General features: G+C 67.1%; 17 protein-coding genes. 13 read left to right on the forward strand and 4 right to left on the reverse strand.

Translation table 11 applies throughout. The features are described from left to right. Positions 1-20 precede the first annotated feature (20 nt). From cydB to MUK71_RS06990, 3 genes are read left to right on the forward strand one after another with little or no spacing between them, the layout of a single operon-like run. Entirely contained in the window at positions 21-1037 is a 1017-nt protein-coding gene (gene cydB / locus MUK71_RS06980) for a cytochrome d ubiquinol oxidase subunit II (RefSeq protein WP_227902211.1), read from the forward strand. Continuing rightward, complete coding sequence (gene cydD, locus MUK71_RS06985) at positions 1034-4462, forward strand: thiol reductant ABC exporter subunit CydD (RefSeq protein WP_227928012.1); 3429 nt, start codon at positions 1034-1036, stop codon at positions 4460-4462. The genes cydB and cydD overlap by 4 nt, the downstream gene beginning before the upstream one ends. 9 nt (positions 4463-4471) lie before the next feature. Continuing rightward, positions 4472-5464, forward strand: coding sequence for a GNAT family N-acetyltransferase (locus MUK71_RS06990; protein WP_227902209.1), 993 nt, complete (start codon positions 4472-4474; stop codon positions 5462-5464). A 6-nt stretch (positions 5465-5470) separates the two neighbouring features. On the opposite strand, the gene MUK71_RS06995 is transcribed toward MUK71_RS06990, so the two are convergent. Then, positions 5471-6169, reverse strand: coding sequence for a metal-dependent transcriptional regulator (locus tag MUK71_RS06995; protein WP_227902208.1), 699 nt, complete (start codon positions 6167-6169; stop codon positions 5471-5473). 118 nt (positions 6170-6287) lie between these two features. On the opposite strand from MUK71_RS06995, the gene MUK71_RS07000 reads away from it, so the two are divergent. The 3 genes from MUK71_RS07000 (at position 6288) to MUK71_RS07010 (ending at position 9369) form a co-directional block, all read left to right on the forward strand. Beyond that, positions 6288-6668: a metal-sensitive transcriptional regulator gene (locus tag MUK71_RS07000; RefSeq protein WP_227928011.1), complete on the forward strand. Its 381-nt coding sequence runs from the start codon at positions 6288-6290 to the stop codon at positions 6666-6668. Positions 6669-6714: 46 nt separating this feature from the next. After that, a complete protein-coding gene (locus tag MUK71_RS07005; RefSeq protein ID WP_227902207.1) occupies positions 6715-6939 on the forward strand; it encodes a heavy-metal-associated domain-containing protein in 225 nt (74 codons plus the stop codon). 81 nt (positions 6940-7020) lie between these two features. Continuing rightward, positions 7021-9369, forward strand: coding sequence for a heavy metal translocating P-type ATPase (locus tag MUK71_RS07010; protein ID WP_227928010.1), 2349 nt, complete (start codon positions 7021-7023; stop codon positions 9367-9369). A 93-nt stretch (positions 9370-9462) separates the two neighbouring features. Here MUK71_RS07010 and MUK71_RS07015 read toward each other — a convergent pair whose 3' ends face one another. Then, complete coding sequence (locus MUK71_RS07015) at positions 9463-11973, reverse strand: DNA gyrase/topoisomerase IV subunit A (RefSeq protein ID WP_227928009.1); 2511 nt, start codon at positions 11971-11973, stop codon at positions 9463-9465. Between the two features lie 110 nt (positions 11974-12083). Between MUK71_RS07015 and MUK71_RS07020 the strand changes: the two genes are divergently transcribed. From MUK71_RS07020 to MUK71_RS07035, 4 genes are read left to right on the forward strand one after another with little or no spacing between them, the layout of a single operon-like run. Further along, positions 12084-14771, forward strand: a complete 2688-nt coding sequence (locus MUK71_RS07020) for a bifunctional acetate--CoA ligase family protein/GNAT family N-acetyltransferase (protein ID WP_227902204.1) — start codon at positions 12084-12086, stop codon at positions 14769-14771. Positions 14772-14831: 60 nt separating this feature from the next. Then, on the forward strand, positions 14832-15500 hold the full coding sequence (locus MUK71_RS07025; RefSeq protein WP_227902203.1) for a DUF5998 family protein: 669 nt from the start codon (positions 14832-14834) through the stop codon (positions 15498-15500). Positions 15501-15504: 4 nt separating this feature from the next. Further along, on the forward strand, positions 15505-16722 hold the full coding sequence (locus MUK71_RS07030; protein ID WP_227928008.1) for an alkaline phosphatase family protein: 1218 nt from the start codon (positions 15505-15507) through the stop codon (positions 16720-16722). Between the two features lie 2 nt (positions 16723-16724). Next, on the forward strand, positions 16725-17528 hold the full coding sequence (locus MUK71_RS07035; protein ID WP_227928007.1) for a thymidine kinase: 804 nt from the start codon (positions 16725-16727) through the stop codon (positions 17526-17528). A gap of 149 nt (positions 17529-17677) precedes the next feature. Here MUK71_RS07035 and sepH read toward each other — a convergent pair whose 3' ends face one another. After that, the gene (gene sepH, locus MUK71_RS07040) at positions 17678-19075 is read right to left on the reverse strand and encodes a septation protein SepH (RefSeq protein ID WP_227928006.1); all 1398 of its coding nucleotides are present in this window, start codon (positions 19073-19075) and stop codon (positions 17678-17680) included. Positions 19076-19378: 303 nt separating this feature from the next. Between sepH and MUK71_RS07045 the strand changes: the two genes are divergently transcribed. Then, the gene (locus MUK71_RS07045) at positions 19379-19678 is read left to right on the forward strand and encodes a DUF4193 domain-containing protein (protein ID WP_227928005.1); all 300 of its coding nucleotides are present in this window, start codon (positions 19379-19381) and stop codon (positions 19676-19678) included. A 4-nt stretch (positions 19679-19682) separates the two neighbouring features. Here the strand turns inward: MUK71_RS07045 and MUK71_RS07050 are convergent, their stop codons facing one another. After that, positions 19683-20153 carry a DUF3093 domain-containing protein gene (locus MUK71_RS07050; RefSeq protein ID WP_227902198.1) on the reverse strand — a complete coding sequence of 157 codons (471 nt, stop codon included), beginning with the start codon at positions 20151-20153 and terminating at the stop codon, positions 19683-19685. 234 nt (positions 20154-20387) lie between these two features. On the opposite strand from MUK71_RS07050, the gene dut reads away from it, so the two are divergent. Then, a complete protein-coding gene (dut, locus tag MUK71_RS07055) occupies positions 20388-20858 on the forward strand; it encodes a dUTP diphosphatase (RefSeq protein ID WP_341482016.1) in 471 nt (156 codons plus the stop codon). Positions 20859-20922: 64 nt separating this feature from the next. Next, the gene (locus MUK71_RS07060; RefSeq protein ID WP_227928003.1) at positions 20923-21663 is read left to right on the forward strand and encodes a DUF3710 domain-containing protein; all 741 of its coding nucleotides are present in this window, start codon (positions 20923-20925) and stop codon (positions 21661-21663) included. Positions 21664-21665: the final 2 nt, after the last annotated feature.

Consider the following 21665-nt stretch of genomic DNA (forward strand, 5'->3'; position numbering starts at 1 on the left):
ATTTCTGGAGCTCTGAAGTAATGTCGCTACCGTTGTTCTGGTTCATAGTGATCGCCTTTCTTTGGATCGGATACCTCTTCCTCGAGGGATTCGACCTGGGCGTGGGCATGCTCATGAAATTGATGGCCCGCAATGAGAAAGAGCGCCGGGTCCTGCTCAACACCATCGGACCCGTGTGGGACGGCAACGAGGTATGGCTGATCACCGTTGGCGCCATGACCTTTGCCGCCTTCCCCATGTGGTATGCCTCCCTGTTTTCGGCGCTGTACATTCCGCTGGTCCTGGTGCTGATGGGACTGATCTTCCGCGCGGTATCCATCGAGTACCGCGGCAAGCATGACAGCGACTCCTGGCGGAACCGCTGGGACTGGGGCCTGGCACTGGGCTCCCTCGTTGCCGCCTTTGGTGTTGGCGCGGCCCTGGGCCTGACCACTACCGGCCTGCCGCTGAATGAAAACGGTGACCGCGTAGGCGGGGCCTTCGCCTGGCTGACGCCGTATGCCGTCCTCGGCGGCGTCGCCGTGGTGGCGTTCTGCCTCGTACATGCCTGCGCCTTCCTGATGCTGAAGACCGACGGCGAGATCCGCGACCGCGCCCGCAGGGCAGTGCTTCGCTGGCTGCCCCTGGGCATCCTCCCGCTGGCCGCCTGGGCCATCATTGTCCAGTTCATGAATGCCAAGGTGGCAACCCTGCCGCTCCTCGTCGTTGCCGTGGTGGGTGCGCTCCTGGCCTGGATCTTTGCCCGCCGGGGCAAGGACGGGGCAACCTTCGTCAGCCTGGCCCTCTTCCTGGTGGCCGGCGCGGTTACCATCTTCGCGTCCATGTACCCGGTGGTGCTGCCCTCCACCCTGGACGCCGCATGGAACCTGACGGTGGAGAACGCCTCGGCATCCCCGTACGCCCTGAAGGTCATGAGCTGGGTGGCCCTGTTCGGCCTGCCGGTTGTAGTGCTCTACCAGGGCTGGACCTACTGGGTCTTCCGGAAGCGCGTCACCGCCGAGTCCATCCCCGCCCCCCACTCGTTTAACGCCCAGTGAAGCCGGTTCTACCGGTCAGCGCCACCAGCAAACGGGCGCTGTATCTCCTCGGACTGCTCGCCGCGCTCAAAGCGGCGGGGCTGGTACTGCTGGCAGACGCCGTCGCGGGAGGAATTGCCGGCCTGGCCGCAGATGGACCCGATTGGAACCGCATGCTGGTCCTGGGCGCCGCCGGTGCCGTCCTGCGCTCCCTCGCAGTCTGGGGCCAGGACACCGTGGCCCAGCGCGCGGCAGCCGGAGTCAAGGACGAACTGCGCGGACAGCTGTCCGCCCGGGTCCTGGCCGACGGCGGTTCCGTACCGGGAATGGGCAGCGGGGCACTGAGCGTGCTGCTCACCCGGGGGCTCGACGGGCTGGACAACTACTACTCCAAGTACCTGCCCGCCCTGGTGACCTGCGCCGTCGTGCCCCTGCTGGTGGGCATCCGCATCCTGTCCGCGGACTGGGTCAGCGCCCTCATCATTGTGCTCACCGTCCCCCTCATCCCGGTGTTCATGATCCTCATCGGCCTGCACACGGAGGATAAGACTGCCACCGCAGTGGACGCCCTGAACCGGCTCTCCGACAACATGCTGGAACTGGCCAAGGGCCTGCCCGTGCTGGTGGGACTGGGCCGGGCCAAGGCCCAGACCCGCGCCCTGCGCGACGTCGCCGACCGTTACCGCACCACCACGCTGGCAACCCTGCGGGTGGCCTTTATGTCCTCCCTGGCACTGGAACTCATTGCCACCATTTCGGTGGCGCTCGTGGCCGTGTTCATCGGCGTCCGGCTTGTGCACGGAGGCATGCCGCTGGAAGTGGGCCTGCTGGCCCTGATCCTGGCTCCCGAGTGCTACCAGCCGCTGCGCGATCTGGGTACCGCGCACCATTCCAGCGAAGACGGACTGGAAGCGCTGAACCGTACCAACGCCGTGCTGAAGGCACCGGCTGCCCGGCCGCTGATCGGCGGAGCGGAGACGGCCCCGGGCCCGTTCGAAGTCCGCGACCTGTCCATCAGCTATGCCGGCCGGCCGCACCCGGCCGTGGACTCTCTCAGCTTTACCGTGCCCGCAGGCAGCATTGCAGCGCTTACCGGTCCGAGCGGATCCGGCAAAACCTCGGTGCTGGAAGTACTGGCGGGCTTGCGCCGGGACGGTGGGGACACCCGCATTACCGGCACGGTGCACGGCGTGGACCGGCCATCGCTGGCCTGGATCCCGCAGCATCCGGTACTGGTGGAAGACACCGTCGCCGAGGAGATAGCGCTGTATGCCGGTGTGCCGGGGACCGCGTCGGATCCCGACTGGACAGGCCGGGCCGCAGCGCTCTCCGCCCTGGAACTGATTGGCGCCGCACATCTGGTCGATGCCGCCACTGCGGATCTGAGTCCGGGCGAACAGCGGCGCGTGGCGGTGGCCCGCGCCCTCGCCAGGATCCACGGCTGCCCCGGTGTGCACGTGCTGCTCGCGGACGAGCCGACGGCGCACCTGGATGCCGGCAGTGCAGCCGCTGTCCGTACCGCCCTGGCGGGGCTGCGCGGACAGGCGACAGTGCTGCTGGTGGCTCACGACGCCGAAACCGCCGCCATTGCGCAGACGGTCATCCCGGTCTCTCCGGCTGCCGGCGGTCCGGCCGCCCGGCGGCCTGCCCCCGGATACGCAGACCCCGAATACGCAGACCCCGCACTGTCTGCTGTCCCCTCAGGCCAGGCCGCGCCCCAGGCTCCGGCCCCCGTAGGCCGGCTGCGCTCCGCAGCAGACTCCGCATCAGACTCCGCTGCCGAGGGCGCGCCTGTTCACCAGCCGCTGTGGAAGAACCTGCTGGTGTTGCGTCCCTGGAGCCGGCAGTTCCTGCTGGCCCTGGTGCTGGGTACCGGGGCAACCCTATTCGCCGTGACCCTCACTGCCCTGTCCGGGTGGCTGATTGTCCGGGCCAGCGAGCAGCCGCCCATCCTGTACCTGTTGACCGCCATTGTGGGTGTCCGCTTCTTTGGGATCGGCCGGGCTCTGCTCCGTTATCTCGAGCGGCTGAGCCTGCATGACGCGGTTTTCCGGGCCACCAATGAATTGCGCGTCCGGCTCTGGAACGGGCTGCTTCAGCGCCCGGAGGGCTGGCGCCGTGTTGCCCGCGGGTCAGGTGCCCTCGAACGGCTGGTGGGTGATGTTGATGAGCTGCGCGATATTGCGCCGCGGGTGGTTTTTGCCCCGCTGACCGGTTTCCTGACCGCCCTTGCTGCATGCCTGGCAACCTGGCTGCTGGTTCCCGAGGGGCTGGCTGTTCAGGCGGCCCTGTGCCTGGTGGGCCTGGTAGTGGCACCGCTGCTCGCGCTGCTGGCTGACCGGGCGGCGCGGGCCGCTACGGTGAACCTGCAGGCCCGGTCCATGTCCGCGATGGCCCGGCTGCTTGCGGCGGCACGGGACCTGGAAGCCAACTCCAGCACCGCCCCGGTCCTTGCCCGTCAGCAACGGCTGGAAGCCGCGGCTGGCCAGGCGGTCCGCCGGAGCGCCTGGGCGCAGGGCCTGGCCAACGCACTGACCGCCCTGGCCTGCTCCCTCAGCGCGCTGTACATGATTGGCGCCGCCCGGGAGCACCCCGCGACCGTTGCCGCCGTCGTCGTGCTGATGCAGCTGGCGCTGATCGAGCCGTTTATTGCCGTCAACGGTTCCATCCAGCAGTTCGCCGCCTGGCGCACGCTGGGCGACAAGGTCCTGCCGGATCTGGGCACCGACGAGGTCGACGACGGCGTCCCGGCGGATGTGTTGGCCGCGGAGCCCGGCACGGTGACGAGGCTCCAGCTGAAGGACATCCGCTACCGCTACCCGGATGCAGCCGCAGATGTCCTGTCCGGTGTCAGCCTCTCAGTGTCCGCCGGGGAGTGGGTAGCAGTGACCGGACCCTCCGGCAGCGGCAAATCCACCCTGTTGGGTGTGCTGCTGGGGTTCCTGACACCGCGAAGCGGGTCCTACCTGATCAATGGGACGCCGGCGCAGTCGATGCCGCCCGCGGCCCGGCGAATGGCCTGGTGCCCGCAGGAGGCTCATCTGTTCGACTCGACCCTGCGCGGGAATCTGCTCCTTGCCCGGGACCGGACGCTGGCTCCGTCGGAGGCGGAAATGATCGGGGCTCTCCAGGCGGTGGGTCTGGGGCCGCTGTTCGAGACCCTGCCGGACGGGCTGGATACCCCCATCGGGGCCGGCGGGCATTTCCTCTCCGGAGGCCAGCGCCAGCGGCTCGCCGTGGCACGGGCGCTCCTTGCCTCCGCCGACGTCGTGCTGCTGGACGAGCCCACCGCGCACCTTGACGCCGAGGCCGGGGAACAGCTGATGGCTGATCTGAAGTCCGGGCTGCGGGGCAAGGCGGTGGTGGTGGTCACGCACAACCGCGCGGACGCTGCCTGGTGCGAACGGGAGGTCACGCTGGATGCGGAGCCGGTGCATCTGTCCTAGGGTGGATGGATGCAGACTCCCACCCCGCCCGTGTTCCCTGGCCCGGAGACAGGTCTCCGCTGGCGCTCCATCGACGTCGAGGATGTGGACGCCTGGTATGCGTTGATCCGCAGAATGGCCGACGCTGACAAGCCCGGCTGGGTGGAGGACCGCAGGGACCTGGAGCAGGCCTTGGAAACCACATCCGGGGATCCGGCCCGGGATACGCTCATCGGCCTGGACAGGGACGGGACGGCGCGCGCCTACGGTCGGATCGCGCTCAACCCCGGCTCCGAGATCGGGTCCGGTTTCGGGGGAGTGGATCCGCAGTGGCGTCGCCGGGGCATCGGCGCGGCCATTGTCCGCTGGCAGGAATCCCGGCTGCGGGAGCGCCTGCTGACCGAGCACCGGAAGCACGGTGTGCTGCGGACCTATGCCGAGGAAGCCAACGCATCACAGGTGGCGCTCCTGGAGTCCTCCGGTGCACAGGTGGTCCGGTACTTCACCGAGATGAGCCGTCCGCTGGACGCCGGGCTTCCCGACGCCGAGCTGCCCGAAGGCATGGAGTTCGCTACTTTCAGCGAGGAAAACTCCGATGCCATCCGGCGCGCCCACAACGAGGCGTTCCGGGATCATTGGGGCAGCGAACCGCGCAACAAGGAGCGTTGGGGATTCACCGTCAGCCACCCCGAGTTCCGTCCGCAGTGGAGCTTCGCGGTGCTGGACGCCGGATCCGGCGAAGTGGCGGCGTACCAGCTGGCCAGTTTTGACCCCGAAAGCAAGGAAATCCACGGGTACACCGAGGGGTACACCATGCTCCTGGGCGTGCGGCGGGACTGGCGCGGACGGAAACTGGCGCCGGCGATGCTGCGCGAGGCCATGCGGCGCTTCCGGGAGGACGGAATGGAGCACGCCGGGTTGGGTGTGGATACCGAGAATCCCTCCGGGGCGCTGGGGCTATACGAAAGCCTGGGATATCAGCCGACGCACCGCGAAGTGGTGTTCGACAAAACCGTCCTCTAGCGGGGGTCAGGCTTCGGGTGCGCTTCCGGCGGCCTCATCCGGTGCCAGAATCCAAATGGCCTCCGCCGCGGGCAGGCCCAGATCCAGTGTCCGGCCAGCGGCTTCCACAGTGAGCGTTCCCGCATAGGGCTGGCGGCTCAGCACCGAGAGTTCGGTGTCCAGATGCAGTCCGAGTCCGGCGATGTACCGGAGCAGTTCCGGTTCGTTATCCGATACGCGGGCCACGGTGCCGTGGGTTCCCGGCTCGCAGCGGCTCAGCCGCAGTGCATCAAGGACCGGGAACCTGCCGTCCCGGGCAGGGATGGGATCCCCGTGCGGATCCCGAACAGGGTTGCCCAGGCGGTCGGCCAGGGCATCCACCATCTTGTCCGAGACCGCATGCTCAAGGTGCTCGGCTTCGTCGTGCACCTCATCCCAGCCGTAGCCGAGATAATCCACCAGAAACGTTTCGATGAGGCGGTGCCGGCGCACCATGGCGACGGCCGCCTTTTCGCCGGCGTCCGTGAGGGCAATGGAGCCGTAGCGGGCATGCGTCAGCAGCCCCTTTTTGGTCAGTTTCTTGACCGCCTCGGAGACCGACGACGGCGAAAACCCCATGTGCAGGGACAGCGCGGACACCGTCAGCGGCTCATCCGTCCATTCCTGCGCGGTCCAGATGACCTTCAGGTAGTCCTGGGTTGCTGTTGAAAGTTCGCCGTGTGCCACGCCCACCACCTTACGGGACCGCCCCGACAAGTGGTTCGGGGATACCCCCTGGGGGTACTTGAATTGATACCCCTTGGGGGTATACGTTGGGGAACAGGCCTGCGAAAAGGAGATCATTATGGGCGACACCTCAAGCATCCTCGCCGAAGCTGCCGTGACCGGGCCCGCCGCCGCAGGATCCGTGGAAGCAGGATCCGTGGGCAGCGCCCACGGCTACACCTCGGACAAAGATGCCTACCTGCGCCGGCTGCGCCGGATCGAAGGCCAGGTCCGCGGCATCGCCCGCATGGTTGAGGAGGATAAGTACTGCATCGACATCCTCACCCAGGTGGCTGCCATCAATAAGGCCCTGCACGCGGTCAGCCTCGGGCTGGTCCAGGACCACATGTCACACTGCGTTGTCGGCGCCGCACGGGAATCCGAGCGGACCGGCAACCCGGAAATCGTCCAGGCAAAGGTCCAGGAAGCAGCCGACGCCATCGGCCGGCTTCTGCGCTGACGCCCAAGAGTCCATCAGCGATCGAATCCACGGAAAGAAGCAAAACATGGAAACCACCACACTGAACATTTCCGGCATGACCTGCGGCCACTGCGTGGCGTCCGTCACCGAGGAACTGAAAGCCATCAGCGGCGTCGATGACGTGCAAGTTGACCTGAATGCCGGCGGCGTCTCCACAGCCACCGTCACCTCGGAGCGTGCCATTGCACCGGCCGAGTTCGGCGAAGCAGTTGCCGAAGCGGGCTACACCGTGGTTGACGCGGGAGTCTGAGCGCCCGTCGCCGGATAAGGACGCGGGCGGCCTGCGCACCTGCCGTTGCAGGAGCGCTTATTTTCCAGGAAGGGACGGATCATGGACACTCAGCATTTGCTGAACTCCAACACCAGGGCAGTGGAACTGGATATCCAGGGCATGACGTGCGCGTCCTGCGTGGCACGGGTGGAACGCAAGCTGGGGAAGATCGAGGGTGTTGAAGCGTCGGTCAACCTGCCGCTGGAGAGCGCGCGGGTGACGGTCCCGGAAACGGTAACCGACCAGCAGATCCTCGACGCGGTCAACGCAGCCGGGTATACCGCCCGGCTCAAGGCGCTCCCGGTGCGGCCCGGCGGTGCGTCGGCCGCCCATCAGCACGCGCACACCACAGCCGGGCAAGGCGGCAGCGAAGCAGCCCCGGATGTTCACGATGCCGCGGGCAATACCGCTGACAACAGCGGAGACCACGCGGACCACATGGCCCACGGCGGAACGGCCGCCTCGCTGCGCCCCCGGCTCATTCTGGCCGCCGTACTCAGCGTTCCCGTACTGCTGATTTCCATGGTGCCCGCGCTCGGGTTCCCGCACTGGGGCTGGGTGACTGCTTTGCTGGCCCTGCCCGTGGTGACCTGGTCCGCCTGGCCCTTCCACCGGGCCGCAGCGATCAACGCCCGGCACCTTGCCTCCACAATGGACACACTCGTCTCCATTGGCGTGGCAGCGTCATTCCTGTTTTCGGTAGGGGAGCTGATCGCGAATCCCGGCCTGACCGCGGATCCCGGCATGGGCTCCGAACCGCACCTGTACTTTGAGGTGGCCGCCGTTGTGGTCACCTTCCTCCTGCTGGGACGCTACCTGGAGGCCAACGCCAAGACCAAGGCCTCGGATGCGCTGAAAGCCCTGTTGAACCTGGGTGCCAGGGACGCGGCCGTGCTGCGCAACGGCGAGGAAATCCGCGTACCGGCGGACCAGCTCGCCGTCGGTGACGTGATTGTGGTCCGCCCGGGGGAGAAGATTCCCACGGACGGCGTGGTGGTGGAAGGCCGTTCGGCCGTCGACGCCTCTCTGATCACCGGGGAATCGGTGCCCGTGGAAGTGGACGCGGACAGCCAGGTGACCGGGGCCACCATCAACACCTCGGGCCGGCTCCTGGTCCGGGCCACCCGCGTGGGCAGCGAGACGACGCTGGCGCAGATGGGCCGGCTTGTCAGCGAAGCCCAGTCCGGCAAGGCACCGATTGCCCGCCTCGCGGACCGGATCAGTGCGGTGTTTGTGCCGGTGGTCCTGGGCATTGCCGTCCTGACCTTTGTGCTGTGGCTGGTGTTCACCGGTGATCTGCAGGCAGCCTTTACAGCTGCCGTGGCCGTTCTGGTGATTGCCTGCCCGTGCGCCCTGGGCCTGGCCACACCCGTGGGGCTGCTGACCGGAACCGGGCGGGGTGCCCAGCTGGGCATCCTGATTAAGGGCCCGCAGGTCCTGGAAGATACACGCACCGTGGACACCATCGTCCTGGATAAAACCGGCACCGTCACCACCGGTGCCCTGTCCGTGGCCCGGCTGAGCCTTTTGGACACCGCCCCGGAGGGGCTGACCGACGCCGGACTCCTGCGCCTGGCGGGCTCCGTGGAAGCCGCCGGCGAACACCCGATTGCCCGAGCCATCGCCGCAGCGGCATCCTCCGGTCCGGGGACGACGCCGGTCACCGACTTCGACTCAGCACCCGGAGGGGGAGTGCGGGGCAGCGTGGACGGCCGCCGGATTGTGGCGGGCCGGCCCGCCTGGCTGGATGAAAACGGCATTGACCTCGACGATGCCGCCTATGCGGCGCTGCGCGGGGAACAGGAGGCCGGGTCCACCGCGGTACTGGTCGCAGTGGACGGCAGGGCAGCCGGGATCATCAGCCTGCAGGACACCGTCAAGGACGGCTCGGCTGCCGCCATTGCCCGGTTCCGCAGCCTGGGCCTGCGTCCGGTGCTGCTCACCGGCGACAATGCCGTAGTGGCCGCCCATGTGGCGGAACAGGTGGGCATTCCCGCCGAAGATGTCCTGGCCGACGTCCGGCCGCAGGGCAAAGTGGACGCTGTGCGGCGCTTCCAGGAACAGGGCCGGACCGTGGCCATGGCCGGAGACGGCGTCAACGACGCCGCGGCCCTGGCCCAGGCCGACCTCGGGATCGCCATGGGCTCGGGTACCGACGTAGCCATGGAAGCGGCGGACCTGACCGTGATGGGCAGCGACCTGGGCCAGGTGGCGACGGCCATTGAGCTCTCCCGCCGCACGCTGCGGACCATCAGGACCAACCTGTTCTGGGCCTTCTTCTACAACGCGGTGGGCATCCCGGTAGCTGCCTTCGGGCTGCTGAACCCCATGATTGCCGGCGCGGCCATGGCGGCAAGTTCGGTACTGGTGGTTGCCAACTCGCTTCGGCTGCGCAGCTTCGGCAAATAAGACGGACGCAGTACAGCCGGGCACGCAGTACAGCCGGGCACAAAGAACGGCAGGCAGGCTCACTGAGCCTGCCTGCCGTTTCGCTTTCCGGGCTTAGCCTTCAGCCCCGCCCTGGCTGGGGCCCACCGCGTCCACGGCATTGGCCAGCGGAACACCGGAACCGTCCCGGCGCCCATGTTCGGTGGGAAGCGCACGGGCCACGCCGTTGGCGGCGGCCGCCTTGGCCGGTCCGTGCCCGGCCCACGCCACGGCGAGGCTGTCTTCGCCCTTCAGGAAGCGGTGCGCCCGGACCCCGGCGGTAGCCCTGCCCTTGGCGGGGTACTCCGCAAACGGGGTAACCTTCACCGATCCGCCGGGTGTTCCCGGCAGGGTTTCAGCTGCGGTGGAAACGGTAACGACGACGGCGTCGGGATCCTCGCCGGCCACCACGCCGAAGAACACCACGGCATCATCGGCGGCAAGCTTGATGCCGGCCACGCCGCCGGCCGTCCGGCCCTGCGGGCGGACCGCCGAAGCCGGGAAATGCAGCAGCTGGGCCGAACGGGTCACGAAGACCAGCTCGTCATTTTCGTTGGCGGCAACCGCCGCTCCCACCACTTCGTCCTTGGGCTTGAGCGTAATGGCCTCCCAGTCATCACGGTTGAGCGGATAATCGGGATTAACCCGCTTCACCACGCCGTTACGGGTTCCCAGTGCCACCACCTCGTTCAGCGGTACCAGGCCGATCAGGCTTTCGCCCTTGCCCAGGGTCATGAATTCCTTCACCGGCACGCCGCCGGCCAGGTTGGGCAGGCCGGCCGTGGACGGCAGCGCGGGCAGGTCCAGTACCTGGATCCGGACCATTCGGCCCGAGGAGGTCAGCGCACCGATCTCGCCGCGGGCGGTGGTCTTCACCACGGAGCGGAAGACATCGTGGCGCACACGCTGGCCGCCCTCCACCAGCGGTTCCTGGTCCGAGGTGCGGGCCACCTGGCCGGAGGTGGTCAGGATGGCCCAGCACGGGTCATCCGGAATCTCCAGCGGCAGCACCGCCTTGGCGCCCTTGCCCGTGGTGCCGGCAGCAGCGGCAACCGCAGCGCCCTTCAGCGGGGACGCGGCTTCGGATTCCAGCAGCACGGTACGCCGCGGGGTGGCGTACTTGGCGGCAACCTCGCCCAGCTCATCGGAAACCAGGGCGCGCAGGCGCTCTTCGGAGTTCAGGATGGCCTCGAGTTCCTCGATGGCCCTGCGCAGTTCCTCCTGCTCCATCTCCAGCTCGATCCGGGAGTATTTGGTCAGCTGGCGCAGGCGGAGTTCCAGGATGTGGTTGGCCTGGACCTCGGTCAGGTCATAGATGGCCATCAGCCGTTCGCGTGCCTGCGCGGTTTCATCCGAGGACCTGATGATCTGGATAACCTCGTCAATATCCACGATCGCGATGAGCAGGCCCTCGACCAGGTGCAGGCGGTCCTTCTTGCGGCCCAGCCGGTAGGCGGTGCGCCGCCGGACCACGCCGATCCGGTGGGCAATGTAGACCTGCAGCAGTTCCACCAGGCCCAGGGTCCGGGGCTGGCCGTCCACCAGGGTCACATTGTTGATGCCGAAGGAATCCTCCATGGGTGTGAACTTGTACAGCTGGGCCAGCACGGCGTTGGGGTTGAACCCGTTCTTCAGCTCGATCACCAGGCGGAGTCCGTGGGCACGGTCCGTGAGGTCCACAATGTCGGAGATGCCCTGCAGCTTCTTGGACGTGACCGCATCCTTGATCTTTTCGATCACCTTCTCCGGGCCCACCATGTAGGGCAGCTCGGTGACCACCAGGCCGGTGCGCCGGGCGGTCAGCTGTTCAACTTCCACCTTGGCCCGTGTCTTGAACGACCCGCGGCCGGTGGCGTAGGCATCCCGGATGCCGTCCAGGCCGACAATCCGTCCGCCGGAAGGAAGATCGGGCCCGGGGATAAAGCGCATGACCTCATCGAGCCCGGCGTCCGGGTTGGCAATGAGGTGCTGGGTGGCGGCAATGACCTCGCCCAGGTTGTGCGGGGCCATGTTCGTGGCCATGCCCACGGCAATACCCGTGGCGCCGTTGACGAGCAGGTTCGGGAACGCCGCCGGAAGGACTTCGGGCTGCTGGAGCTGGTTGTCATAGTTGGGCACGAAGTCCACTACGTCTTCGTCCAGGTGATCCGTCAGCGTCAGGGCCGGAGCCGCCAGCCGGGCCTCGGTGTACCGCGCGGCGGCCGGGCCGTCGTCGAGCGAGCCGAAGTTGCCGTGCCCGTCGATGAGGGGGAGCCGCAGCGCCCAGTCCTGCGCCATGCGCACCATGGCGTCATAAATGGCGGTGTCGCCGTGCGGGTGGAGCTTGCCCATGACCTCGCCCACCACGCGCGCGGACTTCACATGGCCACGGTCCGGGCGCAGGCCCATGTCCGACATCATGTACAGGATGCGCCGCTGGACGGGCTTGAGGCCGTCACGTGCATCGGGCAGCGCACGCGAATAGATCACCGAATAGGCGTACTCGAGGAAGGAACCTTCCATCTCGGTGGTGACATCAATATCAATGATGTTCTCGGCGATCTTTTCGCCGGGTACGGACTTGGAGACGGGTTGGCGCCGGGCCATGCTGTTGTCGAATCCTTGCAGTGGTAGGGGGTGGATGTTTTCCATGCGGCCGCAAAACCATGCGGTGCGGGATAAATGCGGTGGGGGAGAATGCCCACTACTCTGAGTCTATGGTGGAGCAGGGACATTACCCCGAATATTGGGAAGCGGACGTCGTGTTGCGTGACGGAGGAACCGGCCATCTGCGGCCGGTGTCCCCGGCTGATGCAGATGCCCTCCAGGCGTTCCACATGCGGCAGTCGCAAAGCTCCATCTACCTCCGGTTCTTCACTTACAAGGCTAAGCTCAGCAGCAAGGAGCTGGAGCGCTTCACCAATGTGGACTACCGCAACCGGGTGGCGTTTGTGATCACCATCGGCGACGAGATCATCGGCATTGGCCGCTATGACCGCCTGGATGATCCCACCGAGGCCGAGGTGGCGTTTAACATAGCGGACGAGCACCAGGGCCGCGGGCTCGGCTCCATCCTGCTCGAACACCTCGCCGCCGCGGCCCGGGAAAACGGCATCCGGCGGTTCTCGGCCGAGGTCCTGCCGGAGAACCGAAAGATGATCGGTGTGTTCGCCGACGCCGGGTATGAAGTCAGCAGGCACTTTGACGATGGCGTGATTGCCCTGGACTTCAACATTGACCCCACCGAGAAATCGCTGGCAGTGATGGAGGCACGCGAACACCGGGCCGAGGCCCGCAGCGTTGCTGACCTGCTCTCACCGTCCTCCATTGCGGTCATCGGGGCCAGCCGGGAATGGGGCTCGGTGGGCCAGCAGCTGCTGGAACACATTATTGAGGGCGGCTTCAAGGGATCCGTCTATGCCATCAATCCCGAGGCGTTCGAGCTCGCCGGGATGATTTCCTACAGCCGGATTGCCGAAGTCCCCGAAACCGTGCAGCTCGCCGTCATCGCAGTGCCGTACGAGCAGGTCCTGGAAGTGGCCGATGAATGCGCAGCGGCAGGCGTCAAGGCGTTGCTGGTGGTCACCGCCGGTTTCGGCCCGAAGGGGCCCGAGGGCCTGGCCCGGCAGCGCGCCCTGGTGCGCCGGGCGCGCGCCCACGGCATGCGCGTGGTGGGTCCGGCCTCCCTGGGACTGATCAACACCCGGCCGGAGGTTTCGCTGAATGCCTCCATGGCGCCGGCCCTGCCCCGGCGCGGCGGCCTGGGGCTTTTCAGCCAGTCGGCGGCCATCGGCGTCCTCCTCTACGCCACCGCGCAGCGCCGTGCGCTGGGGCTCTCCTCCACCATCTCCGCCGGCAACCGTGCCGACGTATCCGGCAACGACGCCATGCAGTACTGGGAGGACGACGCCGATACCCGCGTGGTGGCGATGTACCTGGAGTCGGTGGGCAACCCGCGTAAGTTCTCACGCCTGGCCCGGCGGCTGGCGCGCACCAAACCCGTCATTGTGGCCAAATCGGATGTCACCGGGCAGCAGCTGCCGCCGGGCCACGCCGTGCGGACCACGCAGGCACCTCCGGGGGCACTGGATGCGATGCTGCGCCAGTCCGGCGTTATCCGGGTCAGTACCAACGAGCAGCTGATCGATGTGGCCCAGATAGCGGTCAGCCAGCCGCTTCCGCGCGGACGCCGGATAGCAGTTTTCAGCAACTCCGTCGCGCTGGGCCGGGTGCTGGCCGACGCCTGCACCGGCATGGACCTGGACATTGCCCGGCTGGAAACGGAACTGGCGCTGGACACCGGCATGAGCGTTGCGCTGCCGCAGCTGCGCCGGACCGTCACCGAGGTGCTCTCCGCCGATGACGTCGACGCCGGCGTCGTCGCTGTCCTGCCTGCCCCCGGGCTGGGCACCGAGGCGATCGCCGCGGCGCTGGCCGAATGCGTACAGGCAACCGGCAAGCCGCTTGTTGCCGCGTTCACGGGGATCGTGGATCCCCGCGCACATGTGGAAGGACTTCTGGCCGCCGATACCGCCGGGCCGGGGGAGGGCCTTCCCTGCTTCAGCAGCCCCGGGGCTGCGGTCAGTGCCCTGGCCTCGGTGGTCCGCTACACCGAATGGGCAGCCCGGGACCACGGTACTTTCGTGGAACCGGAGGGCGTGGACACCGAAGGAGCAGCCGCGTATATCGACTCGCTGATGGATCAGGTGGAAGGGGACCGGCTGACCCGCCTGGATCAGGCCCAGACAGCCCGGCTGCTGGAGTTCTACGGCATTTCCGTACTGCCTGCCAAAAGTTTCACTACCGAGGATGAGGCCGTGCAGGCGGCGGAAGAACTCGGCTGGCCGGTGGTGGTCAAGACCCGCGAAGGACACCTGCGGCACCGCCTGGACCTGGGGGGAGTGCGGCTGAACATCTTCACTCCGGAAGCACTGCGGACCAACATCGTGCAGATGCGGGAGGCCCTGGCGCGGTACGGCACTTTCGAAATGGAAGTGCAGTCCATGGCAGCCAGCGGCCAGGGCTGCCTGATCCGTGCCATTGAGGATCCCCTGCTGGGACCGGTACTCTCCTTCGGGCTGGCTGGAGACGCCACCTCCCTCCTGGATGACTGGGCCCACGCCGTACCGCCGCTGACGGACCGCGATATTTCCGATCTCGTGCGGACACCGCGGGCCTCGGTGAAACTTTTTGGCTATCAGGGCCTGCCGGTGGCCGACACTGCCGCGCTCGAGGACCTGATTGCCCGGATAGCGGCGCTGAAGGACGAGCACGCCCAGATCGGGCTGATCGAAATCAACCCGGTGCTGGTATCGGCCGAAGGGGTCACCGTGCTCAGCGCCGACATCCGTCTGGGCCACCCGCAGCGGCGTGCCGACAGTGCACGGCGGGCGATGCGGGACTGATCTTCCCGCCGCCCGCGCGCCATTTAGGCACTGGAGGCCGATCTGGGGGAAACTGGAGACATGTCGCCGTTACTTTCCGCTGAACGCCGCAGCCTTGATGCCTCCATGGAACGTGCGGGCTTCTACCCGACGCTCCTGGCCGACGTCGTCCACGACGCCCTCGACGGCCGGGAACCGCTGTCCCACCTCATCCACCTCGAAACGCACTTTGAGCGCACCGAGGTGCACCGGCACATCACCGTGCTGGTCCTCACCGAGGACATGCTGGTTATCACCCACGTGGATGATCAGCAGCTGGATGAGGCCGGCGAGCAGATGATGGCCCAGGTATCCACCGAATCGGTTCCGGTCACCCAGATCCGGTCCGTGGTGCTGGGTTACATGTATGCCCAGCCGCAGAACTACAAGCCTTCCGATCCGGTCCGCGAAATGACCCTGGCCATCGCCTGGTCCGGCGGGCAGCGGCTGGACATGGGTCCGGCAGGCTGTGCCGACCCGCAGTGCGAGGCGGACCACGGTTACACGGGCACCATTGCCCAGGAGGACATTGTGCTGCGCGTGAGCTCCGAAGCCGACGGCGCGCAGGCAGTGCAGAACGCCAAGGCCTTCGCGCGCGCGCTGCGCAAGGTCAACACGGACACCACCACCGCGCCCCGTCCCCTGGACACCGACACACGGCGTGTTCCCGGCATTGGCGGACGCTTCAACCGCGCCCACCCGCAGCGGTAGCTCCGTGGGATCCGACTCCGCCGTTCCCTCGCCCCTGCCCGCGGCACCGGCTTACGGCAGCCGCTCCGTAAGCGATGTCCTCGCCAGCGCAGCTGCCGTCCTGGGTGTGCCCGGATACACCAACCGGCTGAACCTGCCGGCCGCCAAACGCGTTTGTGTTGTCATGGTGGACGGCCTCGGCCTGTCCCTGCTGAAGAAGCGCGGCGGACACGCCCCCTTCCTGCGGAGCTTCCTGCCCGGTGCCCGCAGCCTGGATGCCTCTTTCCCCACCACGACGGCGGCCTCGCTGGCCTCCCTGGGCACCGGACTGCCGCCCGGACGGCACGGACTCGTAGGCTACGACGTGCTGGATCCGGAGCAGGACAAGGTGGTGAACATGCTCGGCTCCTGGGACGCCGGCGTGGATCCGCTGCGCTGGCAGCCGTATCCCACCGTCCTGGAAGAGGCAGCCGGGCATGTTTCCGTTGCCACCGTCAGCCTGCCGCGCTTTGCCGATTCCGCCCTGACCCGCGCGGCGCTGCGGGGCGGCACGTTCATCCCGGCCTCCGGTGTCCATGCGAGGGTTTCCGCTGCGGTGGATGCCCTCGCCGGAGCGGACCGGATGCTGATGTACCTGTACTGGAACGAGCTGGATAAGGCCGGGCACCGCTACGGGTCCGCCTCCGCCGAGTGGGGCAACGAACTTGAAGAGCTGGACAGCGCACTCAAACGCCTCGTGGCCAGGGTGCCCGCCGGTACCCTGGTGCTGCTGACGGCGGACCACGGAATGGTGGATGTTCCCGCCGGCGCACGTTTCGATTTCAGTACGCAGCCTGAACTTATCGACGGCGTCCGGCACACTGCGGGCGAGCCGCGCATGGTGCACCTGTACCTGGAGCCCGACGCCGGCAGCGCCGCACTGGAGCGGCTGCGGTCCGCCTGGCAGAAAGCCTATGGCAACCGGGCCTGGATCTTCACCCGGAACGAGGCGGTGCAGGCCGGGTATTTCGGGCCGGACGTGGATCCGGCCGTACTGCCGCGCATCGGTGACCTCCTGGTAGCCGCCCGCGAACCCATCGCCCTCTACGACCTGCGGCGTGTGCCCGCCTCTGCCTTCGATGTGGTCGGCCAGCACGGCTCACTGACACGGGCTGAGTGCGAAGTGCCGCTCCTGGTCCTGGCCCGCCCGGAAACCCCCACCCGCTCACACGCCCGGCCCCGTGCGGCCAGCGGCGGAAAGTAGTCATGGCAGAACTGGTCTTTTTTTCGGGCACCATGGATTGCGGGAAATCAACCCTCGCGCTCCAGATGGACTACAACCACAGCGCCCGCGGACGCGGGGGAATCCTGTTCAGCCGCAATGACCGCGCCGGTGAATCCATGATCTCCAGCCGGCTCGGACTGCAGACTCCCGCCGTCGAAGTCCGTGACGACACGGATTTCTGGGCCGAGGTGCTCAACTGCCGCGCGGCGGGACACAACGTGGACTACCTGATCTGCGACGAAGCGCAGTTCTACAGTGCCGACCAGGTGGAACAGCTGGCCTGTGTGGTTGATGAAATGGGCATTGACGTGTTCGCCTTCGGCATCACCTCGGACTTCCGCACCCGTTTGTTTCCCGGGTCCCAGCGCCTGGTGGAGCTGGCCGACCGCATGGAGGTCCTCCAGGTTCGGGCCCTGTGCTGGTGCGGCCGCCGCGCCACCCATAATGCGCGAACGGTCGACGGCGTGATGGTTACGGAGGGGGACCAGGTGGTAGTGGGTGACGTTGAGGCCCGTGCCTCCGCCGCAGCTCCGGACGCGCGCCGGGACGGGCAGGCGGATGCCGCGCCCCTGTTTGACGATCAGCCGCTCTTTGACGCCGATGACCTGCTGGAGGCCGCTTCCACCGGTACCGCCCCGGCGGTTGGCTACGAAACCCTGTGCCGCCGGCATTACATGCGGCGGGTCACCGCGCATCAGGCGGCCTTGCTGACAGACGAGGGCGAACCCGCCTCGGCGGATATCTGCTCCGTGGAACCGGCTGCGGGACGGCGCCGGCGCCACTAAACCCCACCGACTGTCCGGCGGGACTACCTGGTCAACCAGCAACCCGTCCCAACTCACTACCGGCCCCAACCAGCAACGCAGAAGGGCTGCCCGCGGCGGGCAGCCCTTCTGCGTTCGTGTTTCCGGTGGTGGCCGGAGGCGCCGGAGGGCTAATCGCCCTTGGTGCCGAAGACTATCTCGTCCCAGGACGGTACCGAGGAACGCTTGGGCTTAATCACCCTGCGTTCGGAGCCGTCCTCCGGCTTGGCGTCCTTGGAGCTGTCCGACTCGTCCACGCGCTGGCCCCGGCCGCCGTTGGGCAGCCGGTCCCAGGGGAAGTCCCGTCCGGCATTCTTCCGTGCTGCAGCCGCAGTGTCTGCCGCGTCCTCGGCCGGCTCGGAAACAGCTGGCGTGTTGTCCGCTGCGGGGTCTGCCTGGGATGCCGAAGCGTCCTGCGTGTCCGCCGGCCCGGAGTCAGGGGAGTCCCCGGTGCGGGCCGCACGGCGGCGGAACGGGCGGGCCAGGACACTGATTTCCCGGGTCTGGGTCACCCCGCCCGGCAGCGTGATGGGATCAATGGTGCCCTCGCCGTCGGCCGCATCAGCAGTGGACGGGTCCTCCGCCGACGGTGCGCTGATGGACGGAGCCAGGGTAAGCCGGCCTGTACGCGGCCGCTTTCCTGCGTCGTCGTCCTCTTCGGCATCGGCACGCCCGTCCCGCGGGTGGGCAGCGGGAACACTGCCCTTGGCGAGCAGCGTGGCAAGGGCGTCATCCCCTTCTTCGTCGCTGCCCAGACGCTGCCCGCGGCGCGAACGGAGGACTTCGAGGATGCTGTCGGTGTCCGTGGACGGCTCCTCCGGTCCGCTCTCGGCTTCGAAGTCGAAGACACGGTCCGCGACGGCGGCCAGGCGCCGGGTGGGAACGGGGGAGTCCAGCGGCTCGAGTTCGCTAAGGACCTGGGCCCACCTGTTGGTATTGGTGACGCTCTTGCGCAGCGGACTGAAAATCCAGCGCGCGGGGGGCTCCTCACCCACGGCTACGCGGGACTTTTCGCTGAGGTCGAACCGGGCAACAACCTCCCAGGTGCCGTCCGGCCGCCGCCAGGCATCCCACTGCACGGAATCAGGGTCCACACCGAAGGAACGCAGGCGGTGCAGGACCATATCGCCGAGGTTGACCGGGTTCTCGCCAAAGGCGCTCCGGTAACCGTCGTGCGTGGCGGACATCGGGGCCGCAACTTCAACGGCCTGGGCCTGCCGGGCCACATACTCGCGTTCGGCGAGCACCGGACCTTCGTAGCGGCGGATATGCGCCAGGTCGTGGCCGGACAACTCAGCCACTTCCTCGGCGCTGGCGCCGGAGCGGATCCGGGCCTGGATGTCCCGGGGCGTCATGCTGGGGCCGGACCCGGTGGAGGCGTCCGCCTGTGGTGCGGACCGGTGCGTGGGGCGTGAAGCTGCCACACGCAGTGCTTCATCGATCCGCAGACGGAACGTTTCGCCACCCTTGCCGCTTAACAGCAGATGTTCGCCACCTTCATGGACACCCACCAGCCGTAGATCCTGCATCAAAAAATCCTCCACCCGATAGCAATTCCTTCTTGAAACAATGCCATCACCCGAGGCGAAAACCTAAGGTTTGGCCGGGTGTGGCGCGATTGGGAAGGGGCCGAAAGCCGGCCCCCGGCCCGCCCGGGAGACACCGGTTGGCTTTTTGTCCGCCGTTACGCAAAAATCTCTGCTTTACGGGCACAAAACAGGTATCCGTGGCGTTGATATCTCCGAGTCGCTGACACGGGTCCGGACAGCCGGTCCTGCGCGGACTCAGGGAACGGCGAACACCACTCAACCGGACGGTGAGAAGAAAACATTATGGCGACAGATTATGACGCCCCCCGCAAGACCGAAGAGGACGCCGGCGAGGAGTCGATAGAAGAATTCAAGACCCGGCGGGTGGATCCGCAGTCGGCTGTGGTGGACGAGGACGAGGCAGAGGCCGCCGAGGGCTTCGAACTGCCCGGCGCCGACCTTTCCAGCGAAGAGCTGCTTGTCCGGGTCATGCCGGCGCAGGCAGACGAATTCACCTGTGCCTCCTGCTTCCTGGTCCGCCACCGCTCCCAGATTGCCTTGGAGAAGGACGGAATGTACTACTGCGTGGACTGCGAAGGCTGATGCCCTAGCGGCCCTCGGTCAGTGCCTGAACCAGCTTCTCGGGGTGCCGGGTGGAGGTGAGCCAGTACGGCGTGCGGTCCGCCGGGTCGGTGATTTCAATCCGGACCACCGGCGAGATCCATCCCCGGATGCACATGTAGGCAGTGGCGTTCAGCGCCGGTCCCCGCTGGAGCGTGGCGTCATCTCCGCGGAAGCCTTCCACCCGGCCGATGAAACGGCGTTCAATCTGGGCGCGTCCCACCTGCAGGGAGTCCGGCGTGACCCGGATGGCAGGGGTGGAGAGGATCAGCAGGACGGCAAGGATGATGGCGGCAATCACCGCGCCGGTGATGCCGGCAAAAACACTGATGGGCATAAAAACGAGGATGCAGGCGGAGGCAAGGCCGGCGGCGATAAGCCAGATCCAGATGGAGGGCGTGAGCCGTTCGGAGTACAGCACTGTGTTCGCGGGGCTCTTGGCAGAAGGGGATGACATACCAACAGCTTTTCACCTTTGCCGAGGCATTTCATCCCGCGCCGTGCCGTCAGTGCGGAGCCGGGGAACCGTACAGGAAAACGCGCTAAAGTGTGGTGGGTTGACCCGGGCGGACGCCCGCGAAGCAACCGGCCCCGCCAAAGCGGGGCACCATTCATATTTGTCCATTCACTTCCGTGTGGCCGCTCCGGCCGCAGGACAGCGGATGCAGGTCTATTGAAACCGGAGAAACTGGTGCCAGAGGAAGCGACCACCCTGAAGGTGCAGCTCAAGATGCTTGACGAAGGCCTGGAAGCGCCCTCGTATGCCCATCCCGGCGACGCCGGGGCGGACCTTCGCTCGCGGATCGATTTCACGCTGGAGCCGGGGGAGCGGAAGCTCATTCCCACCGGTGTTGCCCTGGCGCTGCCGCACGGCTATGCCGCCTTTGTGCACCCCCGCTCCGGACTTGCCACCAAACACGGCATCAGCATTGTCAATGCACCCGGGACCGTCGATGCAGGCTACCGGGGGGAAATCTCCGTCACACTGATCAATACCGACACCACTGAGGCAGTCAGCCTGCGGCGGGGTGACCGGATTGCGCAACTGGTGATCCAGCGGGTGGAAACCGCAGGGTTTGTTGTCGTTGACGAACTGCCGGACTCCGTTCGCGGCGCCGGCGGGTTTGGCTCCACCGGGGGCTTCAGCGCCGTACCGGCCTGAGCCCGTGCCCGGCTGCCGTGCCGGGAAATTTGAACTTCGCAGATGAGAGAGAAGGAACCTGGTTATGGCATTTGGGCGCCGTAAGAAAACCAAGGCAGAGGAACCGGCAGCTGCCGGCGTTGCCGCCGAGACGGCAGGCGACGTGCAGGACGCAGGTGCGCAGGATTCCGCGGCGGCGCAGGCCGGCACACCGGAGGCCGCCGGCCCCTATGACCTGAGCGACCGGCCTTCGGAGGAAGGCTACATTGATCTCGGTGCCCTGCGGATCGCTGCTTCCCAGGGGCTGCAGCTGCGCCTGGAGGTCGAGGAGAAGACCCAGCGCGTGGTCGCCGTGACGCTGGATCTTGAAGGCTCCAGCCTGCAGCTCCAGGCCTTCGCTGCTCCCCGCTCGGAAACTCTCTGGGACGACATCCGTGAGCAGATCGGCAAGTCGGTCAGTTCCCAGGGCGGAACCGTGGATGAACTTACCGGCACCTTCGGCACCGAGCTGCTGGCCAAGGTCCCGGCCCAGGCACAGGATGGCTCCAAGGGCTACCGGGTGGCCCGTTTCGTCGGTGTTGACGGGCCCCGCTGGTTCCTTCGCGGCGTCTTCGGCGGTCCGGCAGCCATGAACCCCGAAGCTGCACGCCCCCTGGAGGATGTCTTCCGTAACGTGGTGGTTGTCCGCGGCGAGCAGCCGCTGCCGCCCAGGGATTTGCTGCAGCTGCGCCTGCCGCGCGACGCATCCCCGCTGCCGCGGCCGGCTGCAGGCCCTGCCCGGCCTTCCGCACCTAAGCGTGGCCCGGAAATCACGACGATCGGCTAATC

Source organism: Arthrobacter zhangbolii, from assembly GCF_022869865.1.
Taxonomy (GTDB): domain Bacteria; phylum Actinomycetota; class Actinomycetes; order Actinomycetales; family Micrococcaceae; genus Arthrobacter_B; species Arthrobacter_B zhangbolii.